The following is a 25,432-nucleotide window of genomic DNA, read 5'->3' as shown; positions in this document are numbered from 1 at the left end:
CCCCGAGGATCGAGCGTGAACTCAGAGTCCGAACTGGTCCTCGACGATGCCGAGCCAGATCTGCGCGCAATCGATGGCGACCTTCTCACTGATGAAGGCGTGCTGGGTTCCGGTGTACATGTCACGAAACGCCCGTTCGAGGCGGCTACCCTCGCGGATTGAACTCGTTCCGGCCACCAGATGTGCCCATTCGGCGCAGCTTCGAGCGGTATCGGTGGCGAAGACGGCCGCCGCGCGCATGTCCGAACGCAACGTAGGAGTCAGTTCCTGGCCGGCACCGACCGCGGCTTCGGCGGTGGTGAAGGCATCCAGGACCAGCAGGCGCGCCGCGCGCCATGCCGCGACGTGATGGGCCAGGCCCTTCTGGAAAGTGGGGCGACTGGCCAGAGCGGCCATGTCGCTCATCCGGTACTTCGTCGCCGCAAGTTCGGTGACATCGTCAAGCATGCTCTTGGCGACCCCCAGCGCCCACGAGGCGTGGCCGGCCGCGGTCACCGGCATCAGCCCCATCCGAGTGGCCGGCGAACTTCCCCGTCGCGGCTCCCGGGCGAATAGTCCAAAGGTGCGGCCCTGCGGCACGAACACGTCCTCGGCACTGTAGTCATAGGAACCGGCCCCTTTGAGCCCCTGCACAAACCAGCCGTCATTGAAGGTGATCTGCTCGCGCGGAACCACGGCCACCTGCATGTCCGGAACACCCTCACGGATCCAGCGCATTTCACCGTCATCCATCGGGAAGAAGCCCGCCGCGATGTACTGCGCATGACCGGTCCCCGAGCCGAAGCTCCACGATCCACTCAGTCGGTAGCCGCCGTCGACGGCGCTTCCCTGCCCGTTGGGGAAGAACTGGCCGCCCATCGTGACTCGGTTGTCGGCGGCGCTGAACACCTCAGCGAAGCCGTCGTCGGGGAGATACGTGGCGGCGGCGAACGTCGACGGCAGGTTCGCGATCCCAATCCAACCGAACGCCCCATCCTGCCAGGCCATTTCGATCCATGTCTCGATCATCTCGGCAAACGCGGGCTCGGTTCCTCCGGCCGCAGTCGGATTGAATGCCGACATCAGTCCGGTGGACCACATTTCGTTGACGATCTTGTCGGTGAGCGTGCGCCGGCGTTCGGACTCGCCGGCTTCGGCCCGCACCAGGTCCCGCATGGTGCGGGCCAGCGCGACAACCTGGCCACTCGTTGTCGATATCATCTGTTCTCTATCTGGGTTCAACCGGTGGATGCAACACCGGTTTGGTGGAGCAAGAGTAGCTGTTCATGGAATGCTTCGGCCGGTGTCTTCCAGCCGAGTGTCTTGCGTGGCCTGGTGTTGAGGGCGTGAGCGACGGCCTCGATTTCCTCGGCAGACCATCGCGGGAGGTCGGTGCGTTTGGGAAAGTATTGGCGCAGCATGCCGTTTGTGCTTTCATTCGTGCCGCGTTGCCGTGGTGACTGGGGGTCGGCGAAGAAGACAGGGATGCCGGTCTCGACTTTGAATTGGGCGTGCGCGGACATTTCCTTGCCGCGATCCCAGGTCAGCGACCGGACGAGCTGCTGCGGCAGGGTCGACATGGTGTTTGCCAGGGCGTCCTTCATCGTTATTGCGCCGTAGCCGGCCAGGGCCGGACCGTTCTTGACCGAGTGTTTGTGCCGGTGCCCTTCTTCGCGGGCCAAGTGGATCAACATGGTGAACCCGGTCGTACGCTCGACGACGGTGCCGATCGCCGAGAGCGTTCGAGCCCGATGGGAAGATCGCCTTCCTTAACTTGTTGGAAGAGTGTTTCGGGGCTGTCGTAGGGTCCTGATCACCCTCGGGTGGCAGGTATGGCTTAGATCGCCGCCTCTGGGGTGACGTGGGCCCAGGTCTTGCGTCGTGATCGTTCCCGAGGCGCGTGCAGTGCGTGTCCGGTGCGTAGGCACCAGACCAACTCCCATTTGAGCGCGCCCCGCCCCGGATGTAGAGCGATTGGTAGATCGCTTCGTGGCTGATACGCATGGACTTGTCCTCGGGGAAATCGACTTTGAGCCGGTTGGCAATCTGCTCTGGGCTCCACGCTAGCGACCACGGTCGGTCCTTGCGGTGGGGCTTGTTGCGGCCGGTGAATCGGGGCGGTTGCGGTCCGGCGATGGTGCCGCCGTCGGGGTGGCTAATCTGCCCTGAAAGGCGTTGCTGCACATAATCATGCAGCTGCGGATTGGCGGCCAATTTCGCGGTCTTGGGCCGACATGCGGCCATATCGGCCTTCCACAGCACGACCGAGGCCCGGAAACCGCTGCTCCCGTAGCGAACAGCGGCGCTGCGGCGCAGTTCCCGTGAGATCGTGGACGGGTCGCGCCGAATCGCCCGGACGATTGCTCAAACACGTTGCCCTGAACCCGCAGTAGCGCGACTTCCTCACACTCAGCGAAGGACAGGCAACGGGAACTTCACATCAAAGCGTTGTGGAACCAGCGTGCCCCGACCGCCGACGCCACGCCGGCGATCGCAGCTTCGGCCGGATCACCCGGTCTGCTGCCTGCTGACGACAAACCATTCAACACCTCCAACATCGAGGTGTTGCGACGACCACTCGAATCCGCCATCACCGCCTCAACCTCTGAGCGCAGCAGATTCCACTGTTCGTCGGTGAGGTCCCAGGGATACCGCGCTGTTCTGTCACGACATGGGCAACCCGCAGCGGGGCAACTGGTTTGCCTGGACTCGACAAGGTAGACAGGCATTCACGGGGTTCCCAGCAGCAAGGGGATGTGGTGTCCATCTGCTACCGCGGGCTCCGTCTCATGCCATTGCGCGACGCCCGATCGTGATCACACCGATATGACCAGTCACTTTAGTCACACGAGTATGTGAACAGCCTCTAACCGCAGTCCCGCCTCCGGCCTGGGCCATTAGGGGTTAAGCCTGGAGATCAGGATGCGGTCCGGATCGTGCTCCTGAACAACGGACATCAGCTGGTCGGTGTCGTCGCCCCACCAGTCGTTCGGCGTGTCCAAGATGTCGGCATAGTTGACGTAACGCCCGCCCGTCAACACGCCGGCAAGGTCGTGCCGGATTTCTTGCAACAGGGCGTCGTGCCGGGCGGCGAGGCCCGCGTCAGCCGGCAACCGGTCACCCAGCCCCCAGTGATACACAAAGTCCTGCCCGCGGTGGAAAAAGGCGGTTTCCTGCGGCGTGAATGCGGCAACTGCACCGTTGATCGCCTCGATGCCCACTGCGCCGCCAGGCAGTTCGGGCGCGAATTGAAGTTCGTTGATCTGTCCGACGATGGCGGCCGCTTCGACTGCACCGAGTGCACCTCGGCCGATGTCGCTGGCTATTCGGTGTGGACGGAGGGTCGCGGGTGCCGGGTCGTGAAGAAAATCGTTCGAGACGAACACGGCATCGAAAAACGATTCTTCGCGGATCGATGCATGCAAGGCGGCAGGGTGCTCGAGCAGTGGCCGCATGAGCGAGCGGGCGTCGTCTTGGTTGCCGAGAAACTGGCCATCGATACGCACTCGGGGCGTGCCGGGAATCACGTCGGCAGGGCCGGCGCTTGCTTCGTCGGCATAACGGTCCGCACCTGTCGTTCGAATGCTGAGTTGCAGATCGAGTTCGCTCGGCGCCGTGTGCATCAATTGAGTGAACAGAAGAATCGCCTCGACTGCCGCGTCCCAACGCCAGCCGAGAGTCACACCTGTCACTTGCTGGATCGGTACGGTGTGAAACACCAGGTCCGTGACGATTCCTACACAACCAGCGCCGCCACGCAGCCCCCAGAACAGATTTGCGTTGGTCACATGAATCTGTCCACTGGCAGTGACAACCGTCGCCTCGGCCAAGAAGTCCGAGGTGAGGCCGAAGTGGCGAGTGCATTGGCCAAACCCGCCGCCAAGCACTAACCCGCCGACGCCCACGGTGGGACATTCGCCGATGGGCATCGCCCGCCCAGTTCCATCCAGCGCGCGCGCAATGTCGCCGACGGTCGCGCCCGTCATCGCGTGCAGGTATCCCGACGGGGCGTATCGGACCGCGCTCAATCCGCGCAGGTCAAGCAATACGCCGTCGTCACGGACAGGGAATCCATCAAAGCTGTGCCCACCCGACCTAATCGATAGCCGAATCCCCGCCGCATTCGCCCAGGCCATGATGGCGGCAACCTGGTTTCGATCAGCTGGACGCAACACGGCCGCTGGCGACCGGATGCGTCCGGCGCGCGAAAAAACTCTGCGCCCGGCCTCATAGAGCGGGGAGCCGGGAGCACCCACTCGCCCCGGGCACAGGTTCTCCAAGGTTCGAAAATCGCACGCCTCAAGAGCCATGCCAAACTCCATCATGTTCGGCGGGAAAGAGGTTGTCCCGAGTTCCGCAAAACTTCCGCGGCGGGCCGGTGTGAACCATCCCGGATTTCATGCGGTTTCATGCCCCCTCGGGATTCTGTGAGCCAGCCGGTCGACCGGTCACGAGTTGGGAATAGTAGCGGGCTTCGGCTTCGGCGGGCGGGATGCGTCCGAGGCGGTGCATGAGACCGTATGTGGTGACTGCTCGCCGAGTGGCGTACTTACTGGCCGGGGCCTCGCTCACGCAATCTCGTGGGCTACCGAGCGCGGTTCTGTGCTCGGCCCTTCCGACAGGTGTTAAGGAGGCCCCCGTGTTTTGCGAGCGTACAAGTGTTGGTTTGATGTGCACGCGTGTTCGGTTGTCGCGGCGACGATCGATGGGCGAAGCGCGGACGTGTTTTGGGCGCGGTTGACGCCGTCGCACGCGAAGGTCATCGAGTGAGTGGGCAAGCTGCCCGGCCCGTGCGCGGTGGTCTACGAGGCCGGTCCGACGGGTTTCGGGTTGGCGCGGGCGTTGTCGGCGGCGGGATTGCGATGCCAGGTCGCGGCGTCGTCGAACTTGTTTCGCCCGGCGAGTGATCGGGTGAAAACCGATGCGCGCGACGCGCTGAATTTGGCGCGGTTGTTGCGGCTGGACGAGGTTGTGCCGGTGTGGATTCCGAGTGCGGCCGAGGATGTTACCCAGGATCTGGTCCGCGCCCGAGAAGCCGCCAGAACGGACTTGATGCGGATCAGACATCGGTTGTCGAAATTGTTGGTGCGTCACGGGATCGTCAACTACGACGGCAAGGCGTGGACTGAACACCCCGACCGGTGGCTGCACCACCAGCGATTCGACGCCGCCCCCACGCAGTCGGCATTCGAGGATGCTTACGAGGCGGTGGTGCTGGCTACCGCGCGGCGTGCCGTCGCGTCCCATGCAGTGGTGTAAGTCGGGCTGGCGATTCGCATGAGGCTCTGCGAGTTTTAACCATGCCGTGAACGCGGCTGGGACCACAACGTGTTGGCCGGGTTGATCATCAGCGCGGCTGAGCAGAGCAAGGGCGGTTTCGGAGAGATAGCGTTCGGACACACCAAGATCGCCGACAAGAACATTCCGTGCAAGGGACTCTCGTCGCTGGATCTCTGATGCCGAAGTCGCCGAAATCCCCTACACCGCCTTCGCATCCACCAAAGACCGGATCACCGCACGCCTGGTCGTCCGTCGTGTCAAGGACGCCTGCCGCCCCGACGCGTTGTTCCCGGTCTGGCGGTATCACCCGTTCTTCACCAACACCGACCTACCCGTCGAGGCGGCCGACATCACCCACCGCCAACACGCGATCATCGAAACCGTGTTCGCCGGCCTAATCGACGGACCCATGGCGCACATCCCGTCAGGCCACTTCGCCGCGAACTCCACCTGGGTGCTCTGCGCGGCGATCTCTCCCAACCTGCTGCGCGCTACCGGCGTCCTGGCTGGGGACCGACACACGCGGGCACGCGGATCGACCCTGCGCCGCAAGATCGTCGACGTCCCGGCCCGGCTGCCCCGCCCACAACGCCGGCCGGTTCTGCACCTACCCACCCACTAGCCCTGGTCAAAGGCCTAGCTTGCGTTGCGGCACAGCACCATCAGATACAACCCCCAACGGGCGCAACAACCCGACCCCGCCGACAGGCCCGACCGCAGCGCACAGGAAAGGCTGGACAGGCCAGCGACTCCCTCGGGCCCCAGGGCTCCGGCGTTCCCTGGACCCGGTGGCCGCTGCGCCGGGAGTTGTCCCGGGCCCCTCGGGGCCATTACCAGGCCCGCTTCCGGCGGGTGTAGCGTCGATACCGATTATCGTGCCGTTGCCTGCTGGGCCGGAGCCGGATGGGGTACCCAGCAAATAGGGGAATGGCTCGGTCTGACACGCGGAAGGCGCATTCTGCACCCGGTTGGGTGTCTGGTGCGCCCGTGCGTCGTAGCGGTCGAAGACGCCGCCCTAGCCCGGATTTTTTGCGCGGGTCTGGTTTGATGCTGGTTTGATGCCACTTCGCCCTGAAAGGCGTTGCTGCACATAATCATGCAGTTGCGGATTGGCGGCCAATTTCGCGGTCTTGGGCCGACATGCGGCCATATCGGCCTTCCACAGCACGACCGAGGCCCGGGAACCGCAGCTTCCGTAGCGAACAGCGGCGCTGCGGCGCAGTTCCCGTGAGATCGTGGACGGGTCGCGCCGAATCGCCCGGACGATTGCTCAAACACCGTTGCCCTGAAGCGCGATTTCATCACACTCAGCGAAAGACAGGCAGCGGCCCGAGGGCTGGAACTTCACATCAAAGCGTTGTGGAACCAGCGTGCCCCGACCGCCGGACGCCACGCCCACAATGCCCGCGGCTTCTTCGGCGAGAAGCCCTTTAGCGATCTGTCCCCAGAAGGCCACCTCGACATGACGCCGATACTTCCGATGCCCCGGCGATCGCAGCTTCGGCCGGATCACCCGGTCTGCTGCCTGCTGACGACAAGCCATTCAACACCTCCAACATCGAGGTGTTGCGACGACCAGTCGAATCCGCCCTATCTCCCTATCTTACTGTGGGAGACCGAAGAGCCGAACCACCCCGTGATCGCGCCCGGCGGTGTAGCCGCCGTCGACGGCAATGGCCTGGCCTGTCACAAAAGAAGCGTCGGGTGAGAGCAAGAAGGCAGCCATGGCCGCGATCTCCTCCGGCTTTCCCAATCGTTGCAGCGCATGCTCGTTGGTGATCGACGCACGCGGGCCCTCCATTCCCGGCATGCCGAAGACCCCTTCGGCCAGGGGGGTGGCGATGAAGCCCGGGCAGATCGCGTTCGCCCGGATACCACTGGGCCCATAGTCGAGCGCAATGTTCTTGGTCAGCAACACAACACCGCCCTTGGCGGCGTTGTAAGAACTACCGCCGGCGGTGCCCTCCAGACCTTCGATGCTGGCCAGCGTCACGATTGAGCCGCGTTCGCCGTCCACCCGGGGTTGCTCGATCATCCTGGCCAACGCCGCCTTGGCTACCAGAAAAGTGCCGGTGAGATTGACCCCAATGACTCGGTCCCATTCAGCGCGCGCCAGCAGATGCACCGGGCCGCCACCGGCCACCCCAGCCGAATGCACCACCCCATCGAGGCGGTCGGGCACGGCGTCGAACACGCCGGCGACCGCGTCCTCGTCGGTGACGTCGGCGGTCACGAACGTGAATCGCGGACCGAGGTCGTGGGGCGGGGTTACGACGTCGGCACCGACAACTGCGCAGCCTTGTTCGAGCAAGCGGCCTACGGTGGCCAAGCCAATGCCCGAGGACGCACCGGTTACCACAAACGTGCGGGACGCCCGATGATCGAGCACCGGGCCGCCCTAACTTTCCAGTGCTGCCGCGCAGCCGTCCAGGACCGCGACGAAGCTCGACCTCAATATCGGGCGACTGACCACCTCCAAGAACCTGCCACCCGCACGCGCCGGGTGGGTATAGGTGGTCAGCCAGTCGACGTGGGTTCCACCGTCTGACGGCGTGAACGTCAGGGTGCCCCCCTGATGAATCAACGGCGGGAAGGATCGCAAGATGAGATAGGAGTAGCTGCGTGGACGGTCGACGGCCGTGATCTGCTCCCGGAACCAGGCACCCAGCGCGGTCACCTCGCGCACCGCACCAGCGCCGGGCGGGGGTGAGTCTTTGGTGTAGCCGGCCTTGAGTACCAAGGGGGCCGCGGCCAACTTGGTCGGGTCGGCCAGCCAGTCGAAGACCTGCTCAACCGGCGCAGCGATGGTTCGCTCCAAGTGAATCTCGACCATGAGATCTCCTGTCTGGCCGAAGCCGCATCCCCCGCACATGCTAGACGCCACCGCGTCGCGCTGTCGCTGCCCCGCGCGGCGGCGCACCGTTTCGAAACGAGGGCCTGACATTGCCGAGGGCCACTCGGCGAGATCGGCACCGACCGTTGTTTGCCAGCGACTCGCGATGGGTTGATCGTCAGCCACCATCCACGCGAAATAGCTTGGCTTGGTTGGTTTTAAGCCTCGAATCGGCGATGGCCCGGCGGTCGTGCGCCGCGCATGGCATATACTGAGCCGGCGCACTTTGGCAGCAGACCGACTCACGCAGTTTGAACTGCCCGTTGCGCTCCGCCGCACCGTCTGGTTTGACGCTGTGCGGGCCCGGCGGGAGGCAACATGGTCGCAAACTGCTCGACGAACACCGGGTGGCCGCTATTGGAAGGAGCTGATTCATGGATGTGGCGAGGACCCCGGATGCCCGATTCCAGAATCTGGTCGGTTACCCGTTTGCGGCCCACTACGTCGATGTCGCGGCAACCGATACCCCACATTTGCGGATGCACTACATCGACGAGGGTCCTGCCGACGGGCCACCTATAGTACTGCTGCATGGGGAGCCCACGTGGAGCTACTTGTACCGCACCATGATCCCACCGCTTGCTGCCGGCGGATACCGTGTGCTCGCGCCCGATCTGATCGGCTTCGGCCGCTCCGACAAGCCCACTCGTATCGCGGACTACACATACCTGCGCCATGTCGAATGGGTGAAGTCCTGGTTTGAAGAATTGCGCCTGGCCGAGGCCACGCTTTTCGTCCAGGATTGGGGATCGCTGATCGGACTGCGCGTCGCCGCCGAACACGGTGACGCGATTGCGCGGCTGGTGGTGGCCAATGGGTTCCTTCCCACGGCACGCGGGCGCACCCCGACGGCGTTTCACATCTGGCGGGCCTTCGCGCGCTACTCTCCGGTGCTGCCCGCCGGTCGCCTTGTTGCGGCCGGGACGGTGCGCAAAGTTCCCCCCGCCGTGCGGGCCGGGTACGACGCCCCCTTCCCCGACAAGAGCTACCAGGCTGGCGCCCGCGCCTTCCCCCAGTTGGTGCCGATCTCACCCGATGATCCCGCGGTTGCGGCCAACCGTGCCGCATGGGACGCCCTTGGCCGCTGGGAGAAGCCTTTCCTGGCCATCTTCGGGGAGCGCGACCCACTCCTTGGACGAGCCGACCGTCCACTGATCAAGCACATTCCCGGTGCGGCGGGCCAGCCGCACGCCCGTATCAACGCCAACCATTTCATCCAGGAAGACAGCGGGCCAGAGCTGGCCGAGCGCATCATTTCCTGGCAGTAGGCCCGTTCAGGCAGCGCGACCTGGCGGGCGGCGGTAAAGCGCTGCGCCGGCCGTGACGCCGGCCCCGGCGGCCACAAACAGGATCTGGGCGCCCACCGGAACCCGCGCGATCTGCTGCTCGAACGCGGCGGGCAGCGCTGCGGTGTGCATGCGTCGATCGTTTGCAACCCCGATCAGCTCTGCCGCCACCCCGAGCCGAGCGCTCAACGCGGCGCGGAACCCGGGCCTGGGCGGGGCGGCAACAATCATGTCGACCGACGAAAGCGCCACGCAGTTCGCCGCCAGGCATTCGCGCACCGCATGTGCCGCGACAGCGGCAAACTCTTCATCCGCCTCGGCCGACTCCGCGAATCGCAGAACGTTGCGGGCGTCAGCGAAACCAACTGTTGCGCTGAATGATTCGTCTGCCTTCCCGTTGACGGCGTTAGCCCACTGCACCCGGCTCAGGCCGTAGGTGTCATCGCTCCAGCCGCATAGCAGCGCGGCCCCCGTGGCGGAGAAGGGAAAGTGCTCGCTCATTCCATGGCCTGGATCGGCATCGCTGGCGACGATGAGCGCCCGACTGATGCTGTGCGTCCGCAAGAATCCGTCAACGATCTGCAATGCGGTGAGCACCCCGCAGGCCCCGTTGGCGATATCGAAGGAGAACGTACCGTGAGCACCGGCGTGGGGGTCCTCCGGGTTGGCGCCGATGTCGTCCTGGATCAGTGCCGCCAATGCCGGCTCACCGAGGTTGCGGTCGCGGTAGATCCCCGCATTGACCACAAGATCCAACTCGTCGGGGTCGCATCCGGTGCCCTGTAGGCAGTCTTTGGCAGCTGCAACGGCTAGGTGAAGCGCACTGTGCCGGTTGCGCCAGCCCGAATGTGCAACGTCGACGCGGTCAATCACTGTGCCCATAGCGGCTCACCATCTTCTCATCCAGGGTCAGCAAGACGATCCCGATTTCCAGCCCCGAGGCCAGAGCGATCAAGGCAATTCGCTCCCCTGCCACGATGCGTCCGGCCGTGAGTTCCTCGATGAGGGCCACGGTGTGTGTTGTCGATGCCGTGTTGCCGTAGCGGTCCACGGTGATCACCGCGTCATGGCGGGGCTTGTCCCCAAAGGCTTCCGACATCTTGGCCATGCCTTTACGGATGGCACGTGCCGACGTCTGGTGGGTGATCACATGGTCGATGTCGTGAATTGAGATTCCGGCCGTCTCGAGGACCTCCTCGAGCAGCAACGGCGTATTGGCCATTGCGGCCTGGTGGATCGCGCGGGCATTGGTGAACATCCGCGCGCCCGGGTCGTGTCCGCGCGGGTAGGCCAGGCACAGCCGGCTGTAGTCGGCGAAGGTTGTGAATCCGGCCAGCGCGATTCCCGCGGAACCGACGGGAGCTCGCTCCAGCAGCAGCGCGGCGCCAGCGTCTCCCAGGGTCAACGAGGCCAACTCCTTGCTCATGATGTTGCGGATGTGGCGGGCGGCATTGTGGCTCAGTTGTGAGATGTATTCACCGCTGACGACCAGGCCGCGCTCTACCACCCCCTGCCGGATCCAGTTGTTCAAAATCGTTAACCCGGTGAGCATTCCGGCGCAGGCGTTGGACACGTCGAACGTCATCGCACGGTGTGCCCCAATGCCGCGGGCCACCGCACTGCTCATCGATGGCTCGAGCCATTGGGTGAGGCCACCGCGGAACTTGGTGATGCTGCAATTGATCACCACATCCAGCGACGCCGGATCCTGGCGTGCAGCGGCCAGCGCGTCCAGGGCGGCGGCGGTGGCCAGGCTGTAGGAATCCTCATCGCCCACCGAGACGCGGCGCTCGCGGATCCCGGTCAGCCGTTCCAGATCGATGTGGGTGCGATGGCGGGTGCTGGACATCAATTCGTCTGTGGTGAGGTGCGTTTCGGGTAGATGCCGACCAGCACCGGCGATCCGGGTGACATACGGTGCGCGCGGACCGTTCGGGGTCTCCATCACCAGCCAATGTCGCGTCATGCGTGAGACCTCCTTGCGGTAGCACCGGTCAGAGCCGGAACTCAAGGACGTCGTCGACTGGGCGACGGCCGGAGCGTTCCACGTGCTGATCATGTCTCGGCGACTTGCCGATTCGGATGAGCAATTGCGGAAGGCTTGTTGTCTGGACGATCTCGGCGATGATGTTGCGACTCATGGCCATCTCGGTCATGTGGGTCAGCGTGCAGGTCGCCAGGCCCGCCATCGTGCACTCGAGTAACACCGCCGACAACGACTCACCGCATCGAAGCACGTCACACAAGTCGTCGGAATCGGTAGAGAGCACCACGATCTTAGACTGATCATGCTCGATAGCGGAGCGACGTCGCCCCCCGCCGGCCGGGGGAAAGCTGCGCGCAACGTCGACTCGGGAAGCTTCCGACGTCGACAGCAGGGCACCTTCCGGCGCATGGTCGGCGTTCGAGCTGAATGGCGAAGTCCACCATCGTAGTTCGGACATATACGTGGTGTCGTTACGTCGCAAGTTCTCGGTGAACCGAGACGCCTCGGCCAGCGCCGCTCGGCCATCGTCCGCCACCACGTGCAGCAGCACGTCATACCGGACCGCGGCGTGACGCAGCACCGGCTCGATCGCCGCCCATTGGGTGACCGGGTCAAAAGGCAAACGGTCGGTGCGGCGTTGCCCGATGGCATCCGCCCGATGGCGCTGGGACGCGGTGACGGCCTGCATCGGGTGAAACCGCAGTGTCGCCAGATGATCTGGATTGCCCCGATCGGGCGTCCGTTCGGTGACACTCTCCCAGCCGGCAGCCGACGTCGCGACCCGCAGGTGGTCAAGGACAGCACCGCAACTCAATATCAGCTCCCGGCCCGCGTGGTCGGTGGCCGGCATCGAACGGGCTCGATCAGCCCACAGTTGCAGTGTGTCGGCTTCGGCGACCCACCGCCACGGTTGGCTGTTGTGTAGCGACGGAGCACGACTGGCAAGCGCCACTGATTCTCGAATCACGGTTTCGTCGGGCGCCGTCGCCGCCGTCATAGCCACCACCCTTGCGTCTGTGACGTCACAGCTAGAAACTTGCGCCGCAGGTTGGCCAGGGCCGTTGGTCCTTCACGGCAGGGACTTAGGCTCGCAGCCCCGCCTACTCGGGGTAGATCGCTCGGCACCAAGCGTCGTGGGCTTCGTTTAGGGAGAACTCAATTGGCCGGGAGGTATCCATCGGTAGGGCGGTATCCCAGCCGGCATGTTGAGCCGCCATGGTCGCGGCGATCTCCGCAGTTACCTCGGAATTGCCCGGCGCTCGGGTGATGATTCGGTCAGCGGCCATATCGACCGGCAGGGTGCACAGCAGTTCCACCAAGGCCGCATGAGTTTGGCCGCCAAGGTGGTGAGCCCGCGCGCGAGATTGCGGATCCCGCCAGGTCCCGTCCAGGATCACCGATCGCCCCTCTTGCAAACACCTGCGCGCCCGGCTCAGCACCAGATCGTAAACGACCGTGACGTTGTCGCGGGTGTACAGGCCTTCGTCCAGAACACCCGACTCGCCGTGAATGTCACCGCGGTCGCGCAGTTCCTTGCGCACATCGTCGGTTGAGATGACCTGTGCGCCAACCTGTTCGGCCAGAGCACGCGCCAACGTCGACTTTCCGGTACCTGGATTCCCGCCCACCAGCGCCAACCGAACTGCGCCGGTCTCCAGGTGCCGGGCGGCTAGCTCCAGGTGTCGGGCGGCATCCGCGGCGGCCTCTGGTTTGCCTTGCGACAGCCGGACACAGTCGGTCTTTGCGCGCACCACCGCGCGATAAGCGATGTAGAAGTCTCGTAGTGACGCCGGCGCCACATCCCCGGAGTGCGCGAGATAGCGATCCAGGAAGTACTCCCCCAGGTCCTTGCGCCCCAAGAACTCCAGGTCCATCGCCAGAAACGCGGCATCATCGACGCGATCGACATAACGAAGTCTGTCGTCGAACTCCAGGCAATCGAGCAGGGCGGGTCCGCCTTCGGCGCAGAAGATGTCATCGGCGAGCAGGTCCCCGTGACCGTCGACGATGCATCCCTGGGCAATGCGCTGGGCCAAGAGGGTCTCGCGGCCGGAGATGAATGCCGCGACCAGGTCTTCGATCCGCCCGATCGACTCGTCGGGGAACGACGTCCCCGCATAACGATGCAGTTCTGCCAGGTTGTCGCCGAAGCGTCGGCCGATCGCGGCCGGTTCGCCCGCGGGGTTGATTGTCGGACTGCGCTCGGCGCCCTCGTGAAAGCGGGCCAGCACTGTGGCGATGGTGTCCAACAACGCGCGCACCGATTCGTCGGATCCGCCGCTGCTGATCTGATACGCAAGCCGGTCGCTGTCGTGGTAGCGACGCATTACGACCAGCGGTTCGGCCGGCCCCCCGGTCGGGTCGGTGCAGTGCGCGACGCCGAGGTAACTGGTGGGGGCTAGTCGACTGTTCAGCTCGACCTCGCGGGCACAGGCCCGCTCCCGTTGCTCCGCGGTACGGAAGTCCAGGAAGTCGGTCAGCACCGGTTTCTTCGCCTTGTATGCACGTTCGCCGACCAGCACCACCACACCGGTATGTGTTTCGTGCACCTCGATATAGGCGGTGTTAGGGCTGTGGGTGGCATCCGGCGACTCGGCAGATTCGCTGTCGGTGCTGATGGCGGCCTCCGTGGCTCTCGGTTATCGGCGGGTATGGGCGGCCAGCCCGGTTGGTGCCGATCTCAGGCGGACCGGGCCACGATGACCGGCGTGTGAACCGCGTGCAGCACCGCGTTGCTGGTCGAACCGACCAGCATGCTGGTAAATCCGCCCCGGCCGTGGCTGCCCAGAACGACCAGCTGCGCGGTCTGTGCTTGGTCGATCAATTGTCGCGCCGGTCGATCACACACGACCACTCGATCCACCGTGACATCCGGATAGCGCTCCTGCCAGCCGGCCAGACGCTCGGCCAGAGTCTCCTCGGCCTCTCCCTTTACCGTCGACCAGTCCAACCCGGGCAGGTCAACCACTTCAAGATCACTCCAGGCGTGCACCGCTTTGAGTTCGACGCCCCGGCGCGACGCTTCGTCGAATGCGATCGCGGTCGCCAGCTCTGAGGCCGACGAGCCATCGATGCCCACCACCACGGGGGCCCGGTCACGGTCTTCGGGTTGGGGCGCCTCCGGATCTTCGTCTCGGATCACTGCCACCGGACAGTGCGCCCGGTGCACCACCCCGGAGCTAACGGAGCCGAGCAGGCCGCGAGCGACGGCCCCGCGGCCGTGGCTGCCGACCACCACCAAATCCGCTTCCTGCGACAGTTCGACGAACGTGGGAACCGGCGCCGACCATCTCAACTCGCTCTTGATCTGGGTGTCGCGACCCTGCTGCGTGACCTCTTGGGCGATCTTTCCCGCCTGTTCGAGAACCTGGCGGCCGTCTTCCTCCTGCCACGCTGACATGCTCGTCATCATGGGCATCTCGGGCCACATCGGCACCGCCTGGTTCACCATGTGAACCAAGGTCAGCGGAACATGACGCAATGTGGCGTCACGCGCCGCCCACGAAACCGCCGCAGACGAGGCAGCCGAGCCATCGACGCCAACAACAATGCCAAGGTGTTTCATCGGTGCAGACATTTGATCCTCCTCGGTCATCAAATACGTTATTCGCCAAACGGCCATCGGTCTTGAGGCTTTGGTCATCAGCCACGTGGTCATGAGGCCCGGGCTGACATTATCGGCACCACCCAGGCTGTGGCTTGCCGGCCGATCGAGGTCCAATGCCGACGTCGCGCAGATTCCGGTCGGCCGCGCGTTACCAAAGCCGCAAAACCGGGGTCAAACGGCCCTGCCCCGGCCTCAGGGCAGCTCAATAGCCTCTTGCCGTGAGCGGCCCACCGACGCCAGGGCAGGCCAGCGGTCCCGGATGGGAGGGTGCCATGAGCCATCCGCAAGCGCCTAGGTGCGTTGTTGTGGGCGTCGACGGTTCACAGGCCGCGATCAACGCCGCGCGCTGGGCCGTCCCCGAGGCCGCCAGCCGCGGCATTCCCCTACGCCTGGTCCATGCCGTTCCCGAGCGGGCGGCATCGACCAACGATGAGGCCGCCCTGGATGTCGAATACGCACAAGCGGCGTTGCACGCGGCTTCGGCTGCGCTGCATGCCATCGAAGTGCCGGTCGAGGTAGAAGTGGACATCGTGCGAGGATCGGCCGAGGCCGCGTTGGTCAGCGAATCACTTACTGCGGCAATGGTTTGCGTTGGATCGGTGGGAATCGGTCGAGTGGCGCGCAAGCTACTCGGTTCGACCGCCGAGGCGGTGACGCAGCGAGCGCATTGCCCAGCGGCCATCATCCGCACCGATCCTGACACCGAGTTGTCGGACACGTCCTGGATCGCTGTTGTCGTCGATGACTCGCCCGGAAACGATGCGGTGCTCGAGCACGGCTTCCGGGAGGCCCAGCTGCGCGGGGCGCCGATTCTGGCGATGGGAGTGTGGCGGTGGGGCCTGGGCGAGATTGCCTACGAGCAACTCCATCGCCGGCTTGACCGCTGGGTGTCCCGCTATCGAGATGTCCACGTCCAGCCCGCGGCCGCACGACACGGTGCGGCCGACTTCCTCGCCAAGACCGAGGAACCTATCCAGTTGGCCGTGGTCGGCAGCGATGATGCTGGCGATGTGGCACGAATGGTCGGCGCGGTGAGCCGGCGTCTTCCCCAGCGCAGCGGGCATTCGGTGCTGGTGGTCCGCCGCTGATCGCGCTGACCGAGCCCGAAGTCAGAGATCGCCGAATGGAACGGTCCAGCTGATCCGCGTTCCGCCCTCGGTGGGCGTGGTGATCCCGCAAGTGCCGCCGAGCTTTTCGGCCCGCGACCGCATGTTGGCGAGGCCGCTGCGCCGCGATACGTCGGGGGATATGCCGCAGCCATCGTCGACGACTTCGAGGCTGAACATGTCGCCGACACTGACGTCCAGCGTCACTCGCCCGGCGCCGGAATGGCGAACGGCGTTGCTGATGGCTTCGGTGGCCGCCGCCTCGGCGTGGTCGGCAAGCTCACCTTGAACGGCCGACATCGGCCCATGCATATGGATTGTGGTGACAACGTCACGGTGTTCGGTCAGGTCGGCAACCACCTGCTGAATCCGCTGCCGAAAGCCGCCGTCGCGACCCGACGGAGACTTCAGCTGGAAGATGGTGCTGCGAATTTCTTCGATGATCGTTTGCAGATCGTCGACGGTACGGTTGAGCCGGTCGATGACCTCCGGGGAGCGGGCCCTGGCCAGCGTTCCCTGCAGATCCATACCCGAGGCGAACAGCCGCTGGATGACGTGGTCGTGCAAGTCATGCGCAATGCGCTCGCGCTCGGCCAAGATGGTCAGCTGCCGCGCGTCCTCGCGGCCCGAAGCCAGCAGCAGTGCAATCGCCGCGTGGGTGGCGAACTGGCTCACCAGATCCAGGCAGCGGGCATCGAATGGCGGCTGATCCGCGCCCCGCGCGACGGCAATCACCCCGGCGATCTTTTCGTGGGCGCTCAGCGGCATCACGATGGCCGAGCGCTGCGCCACGTCGGTGAATGCCTCAATCGGGTAACTGAAAGCCTCACTGATCAATGGTTCGCCGGACCGAAAAACGTCGCCGCAGGTAGAGCCGCGCACCGGAACCTGCTGGCCGACAACCTCCTCGGCATGCAGCCCTACCGCGGCGGAGACCACCAGGGTGTCGATCTCGTCGGTGGCCAGGTCGGACTCGACGGGCACCAGAACGATGGCCTGTTCGGCATCGGTGAGCGTGCAGGCCCGCTGGGCGATCAATTGCAGGGGCTCGCGCCGCGACTCGGTGCTGGACATCAGCGCCGTGGTGATCTCGCGGCTGGCCTCCATCCACTTCACGGCCGTGCGCTCGCGCTCGAACACTTGGGCATTGTCGATAGCGACACCGGCCGCAAACGCCAACGCGCGGGCGGCGAACTCGTCGGACTCGGAGAACTTGCGGCCCGGATCGACATGGGTCAGATACAAGCTGCCGAACACGGTTCCCCGGATCGTGATCGGTACCGCGAGAAACGCTCGCATGGGCGGGTGGTGTTCGGGGAAGCCGCAGGCCGCCGGGTGCATGGTCAGGTCGTCCAGACGCAGCGCGGGTGTCTCGACCAGCGAAACGCCCAGCACCCCCTTGCCGACCGGCAGATGCCCGATGCGACGGGCCACGTCATCGTCCATTCCCGCGTGAATGAACCTGATCAGTGTCCCCTCGGGATCACGGACGGCCAAGGCACCGTAGGGGGCTGAGGTCAACTCCCTGGCGGCAAGGACGATCCGGCGCAGCGTTGCGTCGAGGTCGAGATCGGAGCCGATCTCGACGATCACCCGCAGCAACTGCTCCATCTGATCGCGAGCTGCCAGCAACTCGTCTAGCTGCGCGTGCATCCTGCTAACCAGCCCTAGCCGGCCCAGTCCAGCAAACGCTGGGCCGCTTTCGTCGCTGCCCACCCGACCCGGTACCTCCACCCATGCCTTTTCGGTACTACCGCAGGTGACGCTGCGTTCGCAGCGTCGGGAACCGATATTTAGCTTAATCCCATTGAAATTGAGCGACCACAACCTGGCCGCAAGCCGGGGAGAACTCCCCCAGTCTCAGCCGCGTCCGCGATTTCGTCGCGAGGGCCGTCAATCGCCCTGCACGGACCGTGTTCCCTGACCCAAACGGGAAGCGAACACCGCCGCCTGCGTTCGCCGCTCCATGCCCAGCTTGGCCAGTAGGCGCGACACGTAGTTCTTCACGGTTTTCTCGGCGAGGAACATCCGGGCGGCGATCTGCCGGTTCGTCAACCCCTCGCTGAGGTGTCCGAGCAGCGTTCGCTCCTGTTCGGTCAATCCGGACAGCGGATCCTTCTGCTCGGCCCCGCCACGCAGCTTCGCCATCAGTGCCGCGGCCGCGCGGTTGTCCAGCAGCGATTTGCCGGCACCGACGTCTTTGATGGCCCGCGCCAGCTCCATTCCCTTGATGTCTTTGACGACGTAGCCGCTGGCCCCCGCCAGAATCGCCTCGAGCATCGCCTCGTCGGAGGTGAACGACGTCAGCATCAGGCACCGCAATTCCGGCAGGTCCGAAAGCAGGTCGCGGCACAGTTCGATGCCGTTGCCGTCGGGCAGACGGACATCAAGCACGGCGACGTCGGGCTGCAATGCCGGGATTCGTGCCATCGCCTCGGAGACCGAGCCCGCCTCGCCGATGATTTCCAGATCTGGGTCGGACCCGAGCAGGTCGACAAGTCCGCGCCGAACGACTTCATGGTCGTCGACCAAAAAAACCTTAACCATGGCGAGAAACCCTAACCATTGCCAGTCCTTCCACATGACGGTGCGAACTGAGAATCATGGAGCCGTGGGTGACGATTTCCACACCCCATGATTCCCCACTTTCGCCGGCGATGGGTACTCGCGCCCGGCGGGGGTGGGCGCCGCGGCCGGTAGCATCCGGTGACGTATCGCGGCCGGCCCGCCGGCGCTGGCCCGCCAGCCAGGCTGTTTAATGCCGAACCAGCAGAACCGAGCAGTCGGGGTAGCCCAATATCGGATGACAGTTGGGGGTGGTCAGTCCCGGCAACTCATCGGCGTCGGCTTCGCCCACAACGGCCAGGTCGATGGCACTGCTGTGGTTTTCGACGGATCGTGCGCCGGTACCGGAGGCGACAACCTGGACCGGCACGTCCGGGTAGCGGCGCACCCAGCTGTCCAGCCGGCGATCGATTTGGCGAACGACCGCGTGGCGACGCCGCCCCTCCTCCATGGCCGCGTGCACAACTTCGTCATTGTCGGCGTCGTCGTTGAGGACGACAGCGATTACCCCCAGCTCCGTCGGGGATCCATCGGGATTGGTCCGGATGACCGCCACCGGGCAGTGTGCACCCCGGACCAACGCCGCCGCGGTCGGGCCCAGTAACCCGTCCGTCGCCGGTCCTCGCCTGGTGGTGCCGACACAGATCAGTGCCGTCTCCTGCGATTCATCGATCAAGACCTGCGCGGGCTCACCAGCACGAACAACGGTCTCGACCTCGATCGGATGGCCGTCGCTCTGGACGGCACCCTCCGCCTCGGCCAGTGCCCGCTCCGCGCGCTCGAGCTCCCAGTCGGGGGCATGCACCGATCCCGTCTGCTGGCTGGGGATGATATAGACGAGGCGAAGGGGCAGCTGCCGGCTGATCGCCTCGTCTACGGCCCACTTGGCAGCGTTGATCGCGGCCTGCGAGCCGTTGATGCCCGCCACCACCGACTTCGCGTCCAGGTGCTTCATGAAGGCTCCCAATTACTTCGATCCGCTCCATCCCAGCCTATTGCGCCTGCGTCCGTAATGTGAGGGCCGTTGGACCGCTGCCGCGGCAGTTCCTTGTTGGGGGGGCCGACCACAGATCCGCGTTCGGGGGTTGCGGCAACCCCTAGGCGACCTCCACCGGTTCGGCGACGTGCTCGAACAGCCGCTCGACATCCGCACGCTCGCAGGCTTGCGTACCCGGCGTCAGCAGCATTGCCGCACCCGCCGCAATGCCCAACCGAACCGACTTGACCAGCGGCCATCCGCGAGCCAGACCGACCGTGGTCGCGGCAACCATGGCGTCGCCGGCCCCAACCCCGCTGCCGCCTCGCATCTCAACCGCTCGAAATCGATGCCGCGCCCGGCGAGTCGCAAGCAGTGCACCATCAGAGCCCAACGACACCACCACGACCTCTGCGCGACCCGTTTCGACGAGTTCGCTTGCCGCGGCCAATTGCTCGGCCTCGGTAACCAGCGGCCGACCGACGCACTCGCGCAGCTCCCGCACACTGGCCTTGAGGAGGTACACCCCCGCACGGATGTGGCTGAGCCCGCCGCCGGAGGTGTCCAGGATCAGACGTGCGCCCAGACCACGGCAAGCCTCGGCGACCCGCTGATAGAAGTCGGCCGGCACGCCCGGCGGCAGGCTGCCGCTGGCCACCACGAATTGCGCTGAGCGCGCGGCAAATCCAAATTCTTGCAGGCACTGGGCCTGCTCTTCGGGTGCCAGCACGGGTCCGGGAAGCACAAAACGATACTGCTCGCCGGTGCTGGATTCGTTGACGGTGAAGCTCTCCCGCGTCGATGCCGCTATCGGGATTTCGCCGAAGGCCACACCGGCTTCGCTGAGCAGTTTGCTGACGTGGGCGCCATGCGATCCGCCCACCGGAAACACCGCGAACACCGAGCCGCCGAGGACGTGCGCGATCCGCGCGACGTTGATGCCTCCCCCACCCGGGTCATAGCGAGTTTCGCTGCAACGCAGTTTCTCCGTCGGCCGCACCACGCCGACACAGGTGGTGATGTCCAGCGCCGGGTTCATGGTCAGCGTGACGATCTGTGGTCCGCGCACCGCCGGATCGGCCGGACTCGTCATCCGCGTTGGCTCCGCTGATCGCCGGGCGCTACAGGCCACTCGGGTAGGTTTCGGGCGTCTCCCCGGCGATCCACAAACTCGTGGTCTCGAGGGGCTCGAGGGCGCGGGTCTTGTCGATGTGGATCATGGCGTCGAACTGATCGGCGGGACGGACATGGAAGTAGTGGCTCTGCCGCTCGGTGGCCGGAAGATAGATCACCCCGATCGCCCGGCCCAATCGAACCCCGGACAAGGGGTCAGCGGCCTCCGGGCTGGTTGCCGCCGAAACCAGGAAGGCGTCCTTGCCGGTGTCGTGGAACAGTTCTTCCACACTTGCGTGCAGCGCCGGGCGCACCACTTTGCGTTCGGCGATGCCGCCCCACTCACTGGCGGCGGTGACCGTACCGGAGTAGGTACACAACCCGATCAGACGACTGTCATCGCCGTAGCGTTGACGGACCAGTTGCCCCAGCGTCAGTTGTCCGTCCGCCCACACTTCCGTGGCTCGCGCATCGCCGACATGAGAATTATGGGCCCACACCACTATCCGGGCGGGCGCCGCTTCGCGATGGCGATCCAGGTGCGCCTGCAGCGCCGCCAGCGTCTCGGCCATGTGCTGGTCGCGCAGGTTCCATGACGTGACACGGCCACTGAACATCGCCCGGTAATACACCTCGGCATTGCGCACCGTTTGTGCATTCTGTTGGGCGTAGAAGGCCTCGTCTTCGGCGATGAGTCCGTCTCTGCGCGCGTAGTCGAGCGCATTGCGCTGCGTGTCGACCAACTGCTCGATCGCTTGGCGTTCACAGGAGGGGCCGGCACCGAATGCCGCCGCATACCCATACGCCTGGCCGTCATCGGCAGCCGTGTGGTCGAAGCACGCGTAGCGAGCCCGGGCCCGCGCCGCCGCCGCCGGATCAACCCTGTCCAAGAAGGCGACCACCTCCTGCATCGACCGATGCAGGCTATAGAGGTCTAGGCCGTAGAAACCGGCTTGACGCTGACCGTTTGACGCGCAGCGCTGATTGCGCTCCCGTAGCCAGTCGACGAAGTCACGAACCACGGTGTTGCGCCACATCCAGGCGGGAACCGCGCAACGCCTGCTCGGCACTCTGGTCCTCCCCCAGCCCGTGCACATATCGATTCACGCGATACGCGTCGGGCCAGTCCGCCTCGGCCGCCACGGCGCAGAAACCCTTCTGCTCGATCAGCCATTTCGTAATCTCGGCCCCGGCTTCGTAGAACTCGTGCGTGCCGTGCGAGCTCTCGCCGATCAAGACGATCCGGGCGTCACCGATGACGGCTTCCAGCGCTTCGCGCGGCGGTACCCCTCCGTGCGCGTCGATGGCCACATTTCTGATCACCTCGGCCGGCGTGGGTACCGCAGGTCTGAGCGCCGGGATCCCCGTCGTCGGGGTAGCCAGCAGGTTGCGAACCTCCTCGTCGGTGACCTGACGGAAGTCCCAGAAAGACTCCCCGACCGCGAGGAAGGGGGTCGGCATCGACGCGCACACCACGTCATCGACGAGGCCGGCGAACTCTCGGCAACTCGACTCGGGGGCGGCCGGCACCGCAATCACGATGTGCGCGGGCTCGGCATCGCGTATCGCCTGCACCGCCGCAAACATGCTGGCGCCAGTCGCCAAACCATCGTCGACCAAGACCACCGTCTTGCCGGCCACGTCCAGAGGTGGACGGCCCGCGCGGTAGGCGGCTTCGCGCCGGACCAGCTCCCGGGCTTCGCGCTCGGCGGTGTCGCGAAGTTGCTGCGGCGTGATCCGCAGGCCCCGCACGACGTCGTCGTTGACCACCACGCGGCCGCCACTGGCCAGAGCACCCACGGCAAACTCCTCGTGGCCGGGAGCGCCGAGCTTGCGCACGATGAAGGCGTCCAACGGTGCGTGCAGCGCGGCCGCGACCTCCCACGCGACGGGTATTCCGCCGCGCGCCAAACCCAGGACAATCACGTCTGGCCGGTCGCGGTAGGCGGTCAACAGATCTGCCAGCACCTGGCCGGCCTCGTGACGGTCCCGGAAGACCCGCCGCGGTGCGTTCCGATCGGCTCTCGCCGCGCTCGTCCTTGCGTACCCGCGGTCGTGTCAGTTGACGGACTGGACCCGTACCCGGCGCTCGGCCGGCTTCGCCTCCGCGACGGGAACCGAGACGGTGAGAATTCCCTTGTCGTAGGAGGCCTCAATGCCGTCTTCGGTGACGCCGGACGGTAGCGGCACGGTCCGGATGAACGAGCCGTAGCAGAATTCTGATCGCCCGTTGAACTCTTTCTTCTCACTGCGCTCGGCCTTGATGGTCAGCTGCCCGTCGAGCACCGTGATCTCAATGTCTTTTTCGGGGTCGACACCAGGGATTTCTGCGCGTAGTTCGTAGCGGTCGCCCTTCATCTCGTCCTCGAGCTTCATCAGCCGCGAATCAAAGGCAGGACGGAGCCCGGCGAAAGACGGGAAAGCCGCGAACAACTCGGAAAACTCCGGGAAAAGCGACCTTGCGGGGCGCTGAACGGAAAGGGTGCCCATGATTTCTCCTCGATCTCGAAATCACCGTGTTGACCACTGTCCATCCGACCACCAAATGCCGGCCGCCAATAGGGACGGAAGTCCCCGACTGGCGCGGCTTTCTGGGGATCGCCGCAATGGGTGGGCTCAGATCACACGGGCACCACGACCGACGGGGCAGCCGGCAACCTCGGCCGGTCGGCCGCAACAACCGGTTTAAGCGCCGCCACCACCCGCGGCGGGCGGCGCGGGAGGCGCCGGCTCGTCCAGCCACGGCTGTTCATCGACGGGAAGGTCGCCGGGCACGAAGTCACGACTGTGGTCGGCGCCATCGACATCCCGGTGAACATCATCGTGGCAGGTCGTCGGATCCCAGTTGGGCCCCCAAGTCGGATCGAAAGGCTGGCCCGGGCACCAGTAGTAGGTGGGGGCCGGCGTTGGCGATAAGCCCGAAGTCCGCCATAGCGAGCACGGCGGCGATGATGCCCGCGACAACCAGGACAGCCAGACGTATGAACCGATGCACAGCAGGAACCCTATTCAAGTTGCCTGGCAGTTGGCTGAAATTGGTCTGGGATGTCGGCGAATGTGCTAAGAGTCGGTGTCTGCCGGCGGACACCGCCCGACCCGAGCAGCCCCCGGTGATCACCGGCTAGCGCTCCGATGTTCGCAGTTCCACAGCTGGGCGCGGCACCGCACTGATGTAGGCCATGACACGGCCGAGAATGAGATCGTACGCATCGCCGTCCTCTGCGAGGCGGACCAGCCCCTCACGCCGCAAAAAGCCCTCAATGCGCCGATCTAACGGCCATTCGCGATACATCGTGTTGTCGGCATAGGGCGACCTCACGAATCGGCAGGCTATGGCATCGACATCAGAGTCTGTCAATAACGGCGGACCGCCCAGCGCAGAAACCACTTCCATTTCCTTACCTATGTACGCACGGCACTGGTTGAGTCACCAGGGTGACCCCATGATTCGGTGCCCTTCACGCACCGCATAGGGCCGTAAGTCACCTATGCGAGAAGCAAATCTGGTAATTCCACGGTAGCCGCCGGCCGGTACCCGCGAAAGAGCCCACCGGCAAATTGCAGCGGCCAAATAGCGCCACCTGCCCGAGCCACAACCTGGCGCTAGCGGCGGATCTCCAATACATCGCGCAGCGGCCGCCGCGGCGTCAACTCCGGGGCGGCACCCGTTGGCGCAATGCCGACCCGAACCAATACCTGTGGCTCGGCTTGACCACCGGTGAGTTCGCGAACGGTGGCACGGCCGGCGTCCATCTCCGTGAGGTGGGTGACCGGGCAAGTGGCCAGCCCCGCCAGGGTGCACTCCAACAGGACCGCTGATAGTGCCGCGCCGCAGTTGAGCGCATCCGCGCGGCTGTCGCCCGGCGTCGACAACACAACGATCGTGGCGTGGTCATGCCGGCCCGCAGAACTGCTCTCGCTACGCCAGTCGACCGGGAACGAACGGTTCACCGCTACTTCCCGGGCCGCTGTTCCAGACGCCAGGGCGCTCTGGGGTATCCCCTCAGACTCCCTGGAAGGTGCCGTCCACCAGGCCAATTCATGATGGTAGGCGTCGTCGTAGCGGCGCAGCGCCTCGGTGAGCCGAGACGCCTCCGCCAGCCGGGGCCGCGCGTCTTCGGCCAACACCGCCAGCGTGACCGTTTCGGTGTCCACCGAACTGCGCAGTACGGGCTCGAACGACTCCCAGTCGCCTGGCGCCCGGAATGGACGGCGGTCAGTCCGGCGCCGCGATATCGCCTCGGCCCGCTCACGCCGGGCCTGGGCAATCTCGTCGATCGCCGCGAAGTCGATCGAAGCCAGATGGTCAGGATTGTTGGGGTTGGGAAACAGGTCGACGTTGCTGTCCCAGCCGGCGGCGGCCATCGCGACCTGGAAGTGATCGAGCAGCGCGCCGCAGCTGATCACCGCTTCGCGGCCCGAATCATCGGCCGACGTCACCATCCGATGCGGGTCGAGAAACAAGTCGACGGCGCCGCTGGCAGCCACCCATCGCCAGGGCTGACTGTTGTGCAGCGATGGAGCGCGGCTTGCCAGCTCGACAGCCCTGGCAATCACCTCGGTGTCAACCATCGTCTCGGTCATCGCACTCACCTGCCTCCCATCTTCGACCATCGGGCATCAGAACATCCGACGCAAGG

At 65.2% G+C, this 25,432-nt stretch carries 22 protein-coding genes and 4 pseudogenes; 5 read left to right on the top strand and 21 right to left on the bottom strand.

Annotated features, from left to right (window positions below):
• Nucleotides 1-21: 21 nt before the first annotated feature.
• The 3 genes and pseudogenes from MMSP_RS12780 to MMSP_RS12770 form a co-directional block, all read right to left on the bottom strand.
• Complete coding sequence (locus MMSP_RS12780; protein WP_020786937.1) at nucleotides 22-1,200, bottom strand: acyl-CoA dehydrogenase family protein; 1,179 nt, start codon at nucleotides 1,198-1,200, stop codon at nucleotides 22-24.
• 17 nt (nucleotides 1,201-1,217) lie between these two features.
• Nucleotides 1,218-2,402 (bottom strand): annotated as a pseudogene (locus MMSP_RS12775) (IS30 family transposase).
• 474 nt (nucleotides 2,403-2,876) lie between these two features.
• Nucleotides 2,877-4,154 carry an FAD-binding oxidoreductase gene (locus tag MMSP_RS12770; protein ID WP_255342225.1) on the bottom strand — a complete coding sequence of 426 codons (1,278 nt, stop codon included), beginning with the start codon at nucleotides 4,152-4,154 and terminating at the stop codon, nucleotides 2,877-2,879.
• A 595-nt stretch (nucleotides 4,155-4,749) separates the two neighbouring features.
• Between MMSP_RS12770 and MMSP_RS12765 the strand changes: the two genes are divergently transcribed.
• From MMSP_RS12765 to MMSP_RS12760, 3 genes and pseudogenes are all read left to right on the top strand, one after another.
• Entirely contained in the window at nucleotides 4,750-5,238 is a 489-nt protein-coding gene (locus tag MMSP_RS12765; RefSeq protein WP_020786933.1) for an IS110 family transposase, read from the top strand.
• A gap of 69 nt (nucleotides 5,239-5,307) precedes the next feature.
• Complete coding sequence (locus MMSP_RS29340; RefSeq protein WP_020730503.1) at nucleotides 5,308-5,436, top strand: hypothetical protein; 129 nt, start codon at nucleotides 5,308-5,310, stop codon at nucleotides 5,434-5,436.
• A pseudogene (locus MMSP_RS12760) lies at nucleotides 5,420-5,899 on the top strand (IS1380 family transposase); the annotation flags it as partial. The gene MMSP_RS29340 and the pseudogene MMSP_RS12760, both read left to right, overlap by 17 nt.
• A 630-nt stretch (nucleotides 5,900-6,529) precedes the next feature.
• On the opposite strand, the gene MMSP_RS12755 reads toward MMSP_RS12760, so the two are convergent.
• From MMSP_RS12755 to MMSP_RS12745, 3 genes are all read right to left on the bottom strand, one after another.
• Complete coding sequence (locus tag MMSP_RS12755) at nucleotides 6,530-6,772, bottom strand: hypothetical protein (RefSeq protein ID WP_096370429.1); 243 nt, start codon at nucleotides 6,770-6,772, stop codon at nucleotides 6,530-6,532.
• A gap of 90 nt (nucleotides 6,773-6,862) precedes the next feature.
• Entirely contained in the window at nucleotides 6,863-7,648 is a 786-nt protein-coding gene (locus MMSP_RS12750; protein WP_012395102.1) for an SDR family NAD(P)-dependent oxidoreductase, read from the bottom strand.
• 9 nt (nucleotides 7,649-7,657) lie between these two features.
• On the bottom strand, nucleotides 7,658-8,092 hold the full coding sequence (locus tag MMSP_RS12745) for an SRPBCC family protein (protein ID WP_012395103.1): 435 nt from the start codon (nucleotides 8,090-8,092) through the stop codon (nucleotides 7,658-7,660).
• A 434-nt stretch (nucleotides 8,093-8,526) separates the two neighbouring features.
• Here MMSP_RS12745 and MMSP_RS12740 point away from each other — a divergent pair, with 434 nt between their 5' ends.
• Complete coding sequence (locus MMSP_RS12740) at nucleotides 8,527-9,420, top strand: haloalkane dehalogenase (protein WP_020786930.1); 894 nt, start codon at nucleotides 8,527-8,529, stop codon at nucleotides 9,418-9,420.
• A 6-nt stretch (nucleotides 9,421-9,426) separates the two neighbouring features.
• On the opposite strand, the gene MMSP_RS12735 is transcribed toward MMSP_RS12740, so the two are convergent.
• The 5 genes from MMSP_RS12735 to MMSP_RS12715 all read right to left on the bottom strand — a co-directional run bounded on the left by MMSP_RS12735 (nucleotide 9,427) and on the right by MMSP_RS12715 (nucleotide 15,002).
• Nucleotides 9,427-10,320, bottom strand: a complete 894-nt coding sequence (locus tag MMSP_RS12735; protein WP_020786929.1) for a 3-oxoacyl-ACP synthase — start codon at nucleotides 10,318-10,320, stop codon at nucleotides 9,427-9,429.
• On the bottom strand, nucleotides 10,304-11,404 hold the full coding sequence (locus MMSP_RS12730; protein ID WP_020786928.1) for a 3-oxoacyl-ACP synthase III family protein: 1,101 nt from the start codon (nucleotides 11,402-11,404) through the stop codon (nucleotides 10,304-10,306). Before MMSP_RS12730 ends, MMSP_RS12735 begins: the two co-directional genes overlap by 17 nt.
• A 28-nt stretch (nucleotides 11,405-11,432) precedes the next feature.
• On the bottom strand, nucleotides 11,433-12,422 hold the full coding sequence (locus tag MMSP_RS12725) for an Oxygen-insensitive NADPH nitroreductase (protein WP_020786927.1): 990 nt from the start codon (nucleotides 12,420-12,422) through the stop codon (nucleotides 11,433-11,435).
• A 103-nt stretch (nucleotides 12,423-12,525) separates the two neighbouring features.
• Nucleotides 12,526-13,974, bottom strand: a complete 1,449-nt coding sequence (locus MMSP_RS12720; RefSeq protein WP_020786926.1) for a bifunctional aminoglycoside phosphotransferase/ATP-binding protein — start codon at nucleotides 13,972-13,974, stop codon at nucleotides 12,526-12,528.
• Nucleotides 13,975-14,105: 131 nt separating this feature from the next.
• A complete protein-coding gene (locus MMSP_RS12715; RefSeq protein WP_036427245.1) occupies nucleotides 14,106-15,002 on the bottom strand; it encodes a universal stress protein in 897 nt (298 codons plus the stop codon).
• A 335-nt stretch (nucleotides 15,003-15,337) separates the two neighbouring features.
• Between MMSP_RS12715 and MMSP_RS12710 the strand changes: the two genes are divergently transcribed.
• Nucleotides 15,338-16,120, top strand: coding sequence for a universal stress protein (locus tag MMSP_RS12710; protein WP_020786924.1), 783 nt, complete (start codon nucleotides 15,338-15,340; stop codon nucleotides 16,118-16,120).
• Between the two features lie 21 nt (nucleotides 16,121-16,141).
• Here MMSP_RS12710 and MMSP_RS12705 read toward each other — a convergent pair whose 3' ends face one another.
• From MMSP_RS12705 to MMSP_RS12665, 10 genes and pseudogenes are all read right to left on the bottom strand, one after another.
• Complete coding sequence (locus MMSP_RS12705; protein ID WP_223161135.1) at nucleotides 16,142-17,791, bottom strand: GAF domain-containing sensor histidine kinase; 1,650 nt, start codon at nucleotides 17,789-17,791, stop codon at nucleotides 16,142-16,144.
• A gap of 240 nt (nucleotides 17,792-18,031) precedes the next feature.
• Nucleotides 18,032-18,685, bottom strand: a complete 654-nt coding sequence (locus MMSP_RS12700; protein ID WP_036427243.1) for a response regulator transcription factor — start codon at nucleotides 18,683-18,685, stop codon at nucleotides 18,032-18,034.
• Between the two features lie 208 nt (nucleotides 18,686-18,893).
• Complete coding sequence (locus MMSP_RS12695) at nucleotides 18,894-19,658, bottom strand: universal stress protein (protein WP_020786921.1); 765 nt, start codon at nucleotides 19,656-19,658, stop codon at nucleotides 18,894-18,896.
• Nucleotides 19,659-19,800: 142 nt separating this feature from the next.
• A complete protein-coding gene (locus MMSP_RS12690; RefSeq protein WP_020786920.1) occupies nucleotides 19,801-20,772 on the bottom strand; it encodes a 1-phosphofructokinase family hexose kinase in 972 nt (323 codons plus the stop codon).
• 28 nt (nucleotides 20,773-20,800) lie between these two features.
• Nucleotides 20,801-22,838: pseudogene (locus MMSP_RS26815) on the bottom strand (erythromycin esterase family protein); the annotation flags it as partial.
• Nucleotides 22,839-22,850: 12 nt separating this feature from the next.
• Nucleotides 22,851-23,282: an Hsp20/alpha crystallin family protein gene (locus MMSP_RS12680; RefSeq protein WP_015356340.1), complete on the bottom strand. Its 432-nt coding sequence runs from the start codon at nucleotides 23,280-23,282 to the stop codon at nucleotides 22,851-22,853.
• 195 nt (nucleotides 23,283-23,477) lie between these two features.
• Nucleotides 23,478-23,696 (bottom strand): annotated as a pseudogene (locus tag MMSP_RS12675) (pilin); the annotation flags it as partial.
• Nucleotides 23,611-23,787 (bottom strand): hypothetical protein, encoded by a 177-nt coding sequence (locus tag MMSP_RS28415; RefSeq protein ID WP_235065918.1) that lies wholly within the window; start codon nucleotides 23,785-23,787, stop codon nucleotides 23,611-23,613. The pseudogene MMSP_RS12675 and the gene MMSP_RS28415, both read right to left, overlap by 86 nt.
• 126 nt (nucleotides 23,788-23,913) lie before the next feature.
• The gene (locus tag MMSP_RS12670; RefSeq protein WP_036426478.1) at nucleotides 23,914-24,186 is read right to left on the bottom strand and encodes a hypothetical protein; all 273 of its coding nucleotides are present in this window, start codon (nucleotides 24,184-24,186) and stop codon (nucleotides 23,914-23,916) included.
• A gap of 209 nt (nucleotides 24,187-24,395) precedes the next feature.
• Nucleotides 24,396-25,376 carry a nitroreductase family protein gene (locus tag MMSP_RS12665; RefSeq protein WP_036426477.1) on the bottom strand — a complete coding sequence of 327 codons (981 nt, stop codon included), beginning with the start codon at nucleotides 25,374-25,376 and terminating at the stop codon, nucleotides 24,396-24,398.
• Between the last annotated feature and the right edge of the window lie 56 nt (nucleotides 25,377-25,432).

Source organism: Mycobacterium sp. 012931, from assembly GCF_000419295.1.
GTDB classification, from domain to species: Bacteria; Actinomycetota; Actinomycetes; order Mycobacteriales; family Mycobacteriaceae; genus Mycobacterium; species Mycobacterium marinum.
The sequence above is the reverse complement of the archived record's forward strand: the minus strand, read 5'-3'. Positions and strand labels throughout refer to the sequence as shown.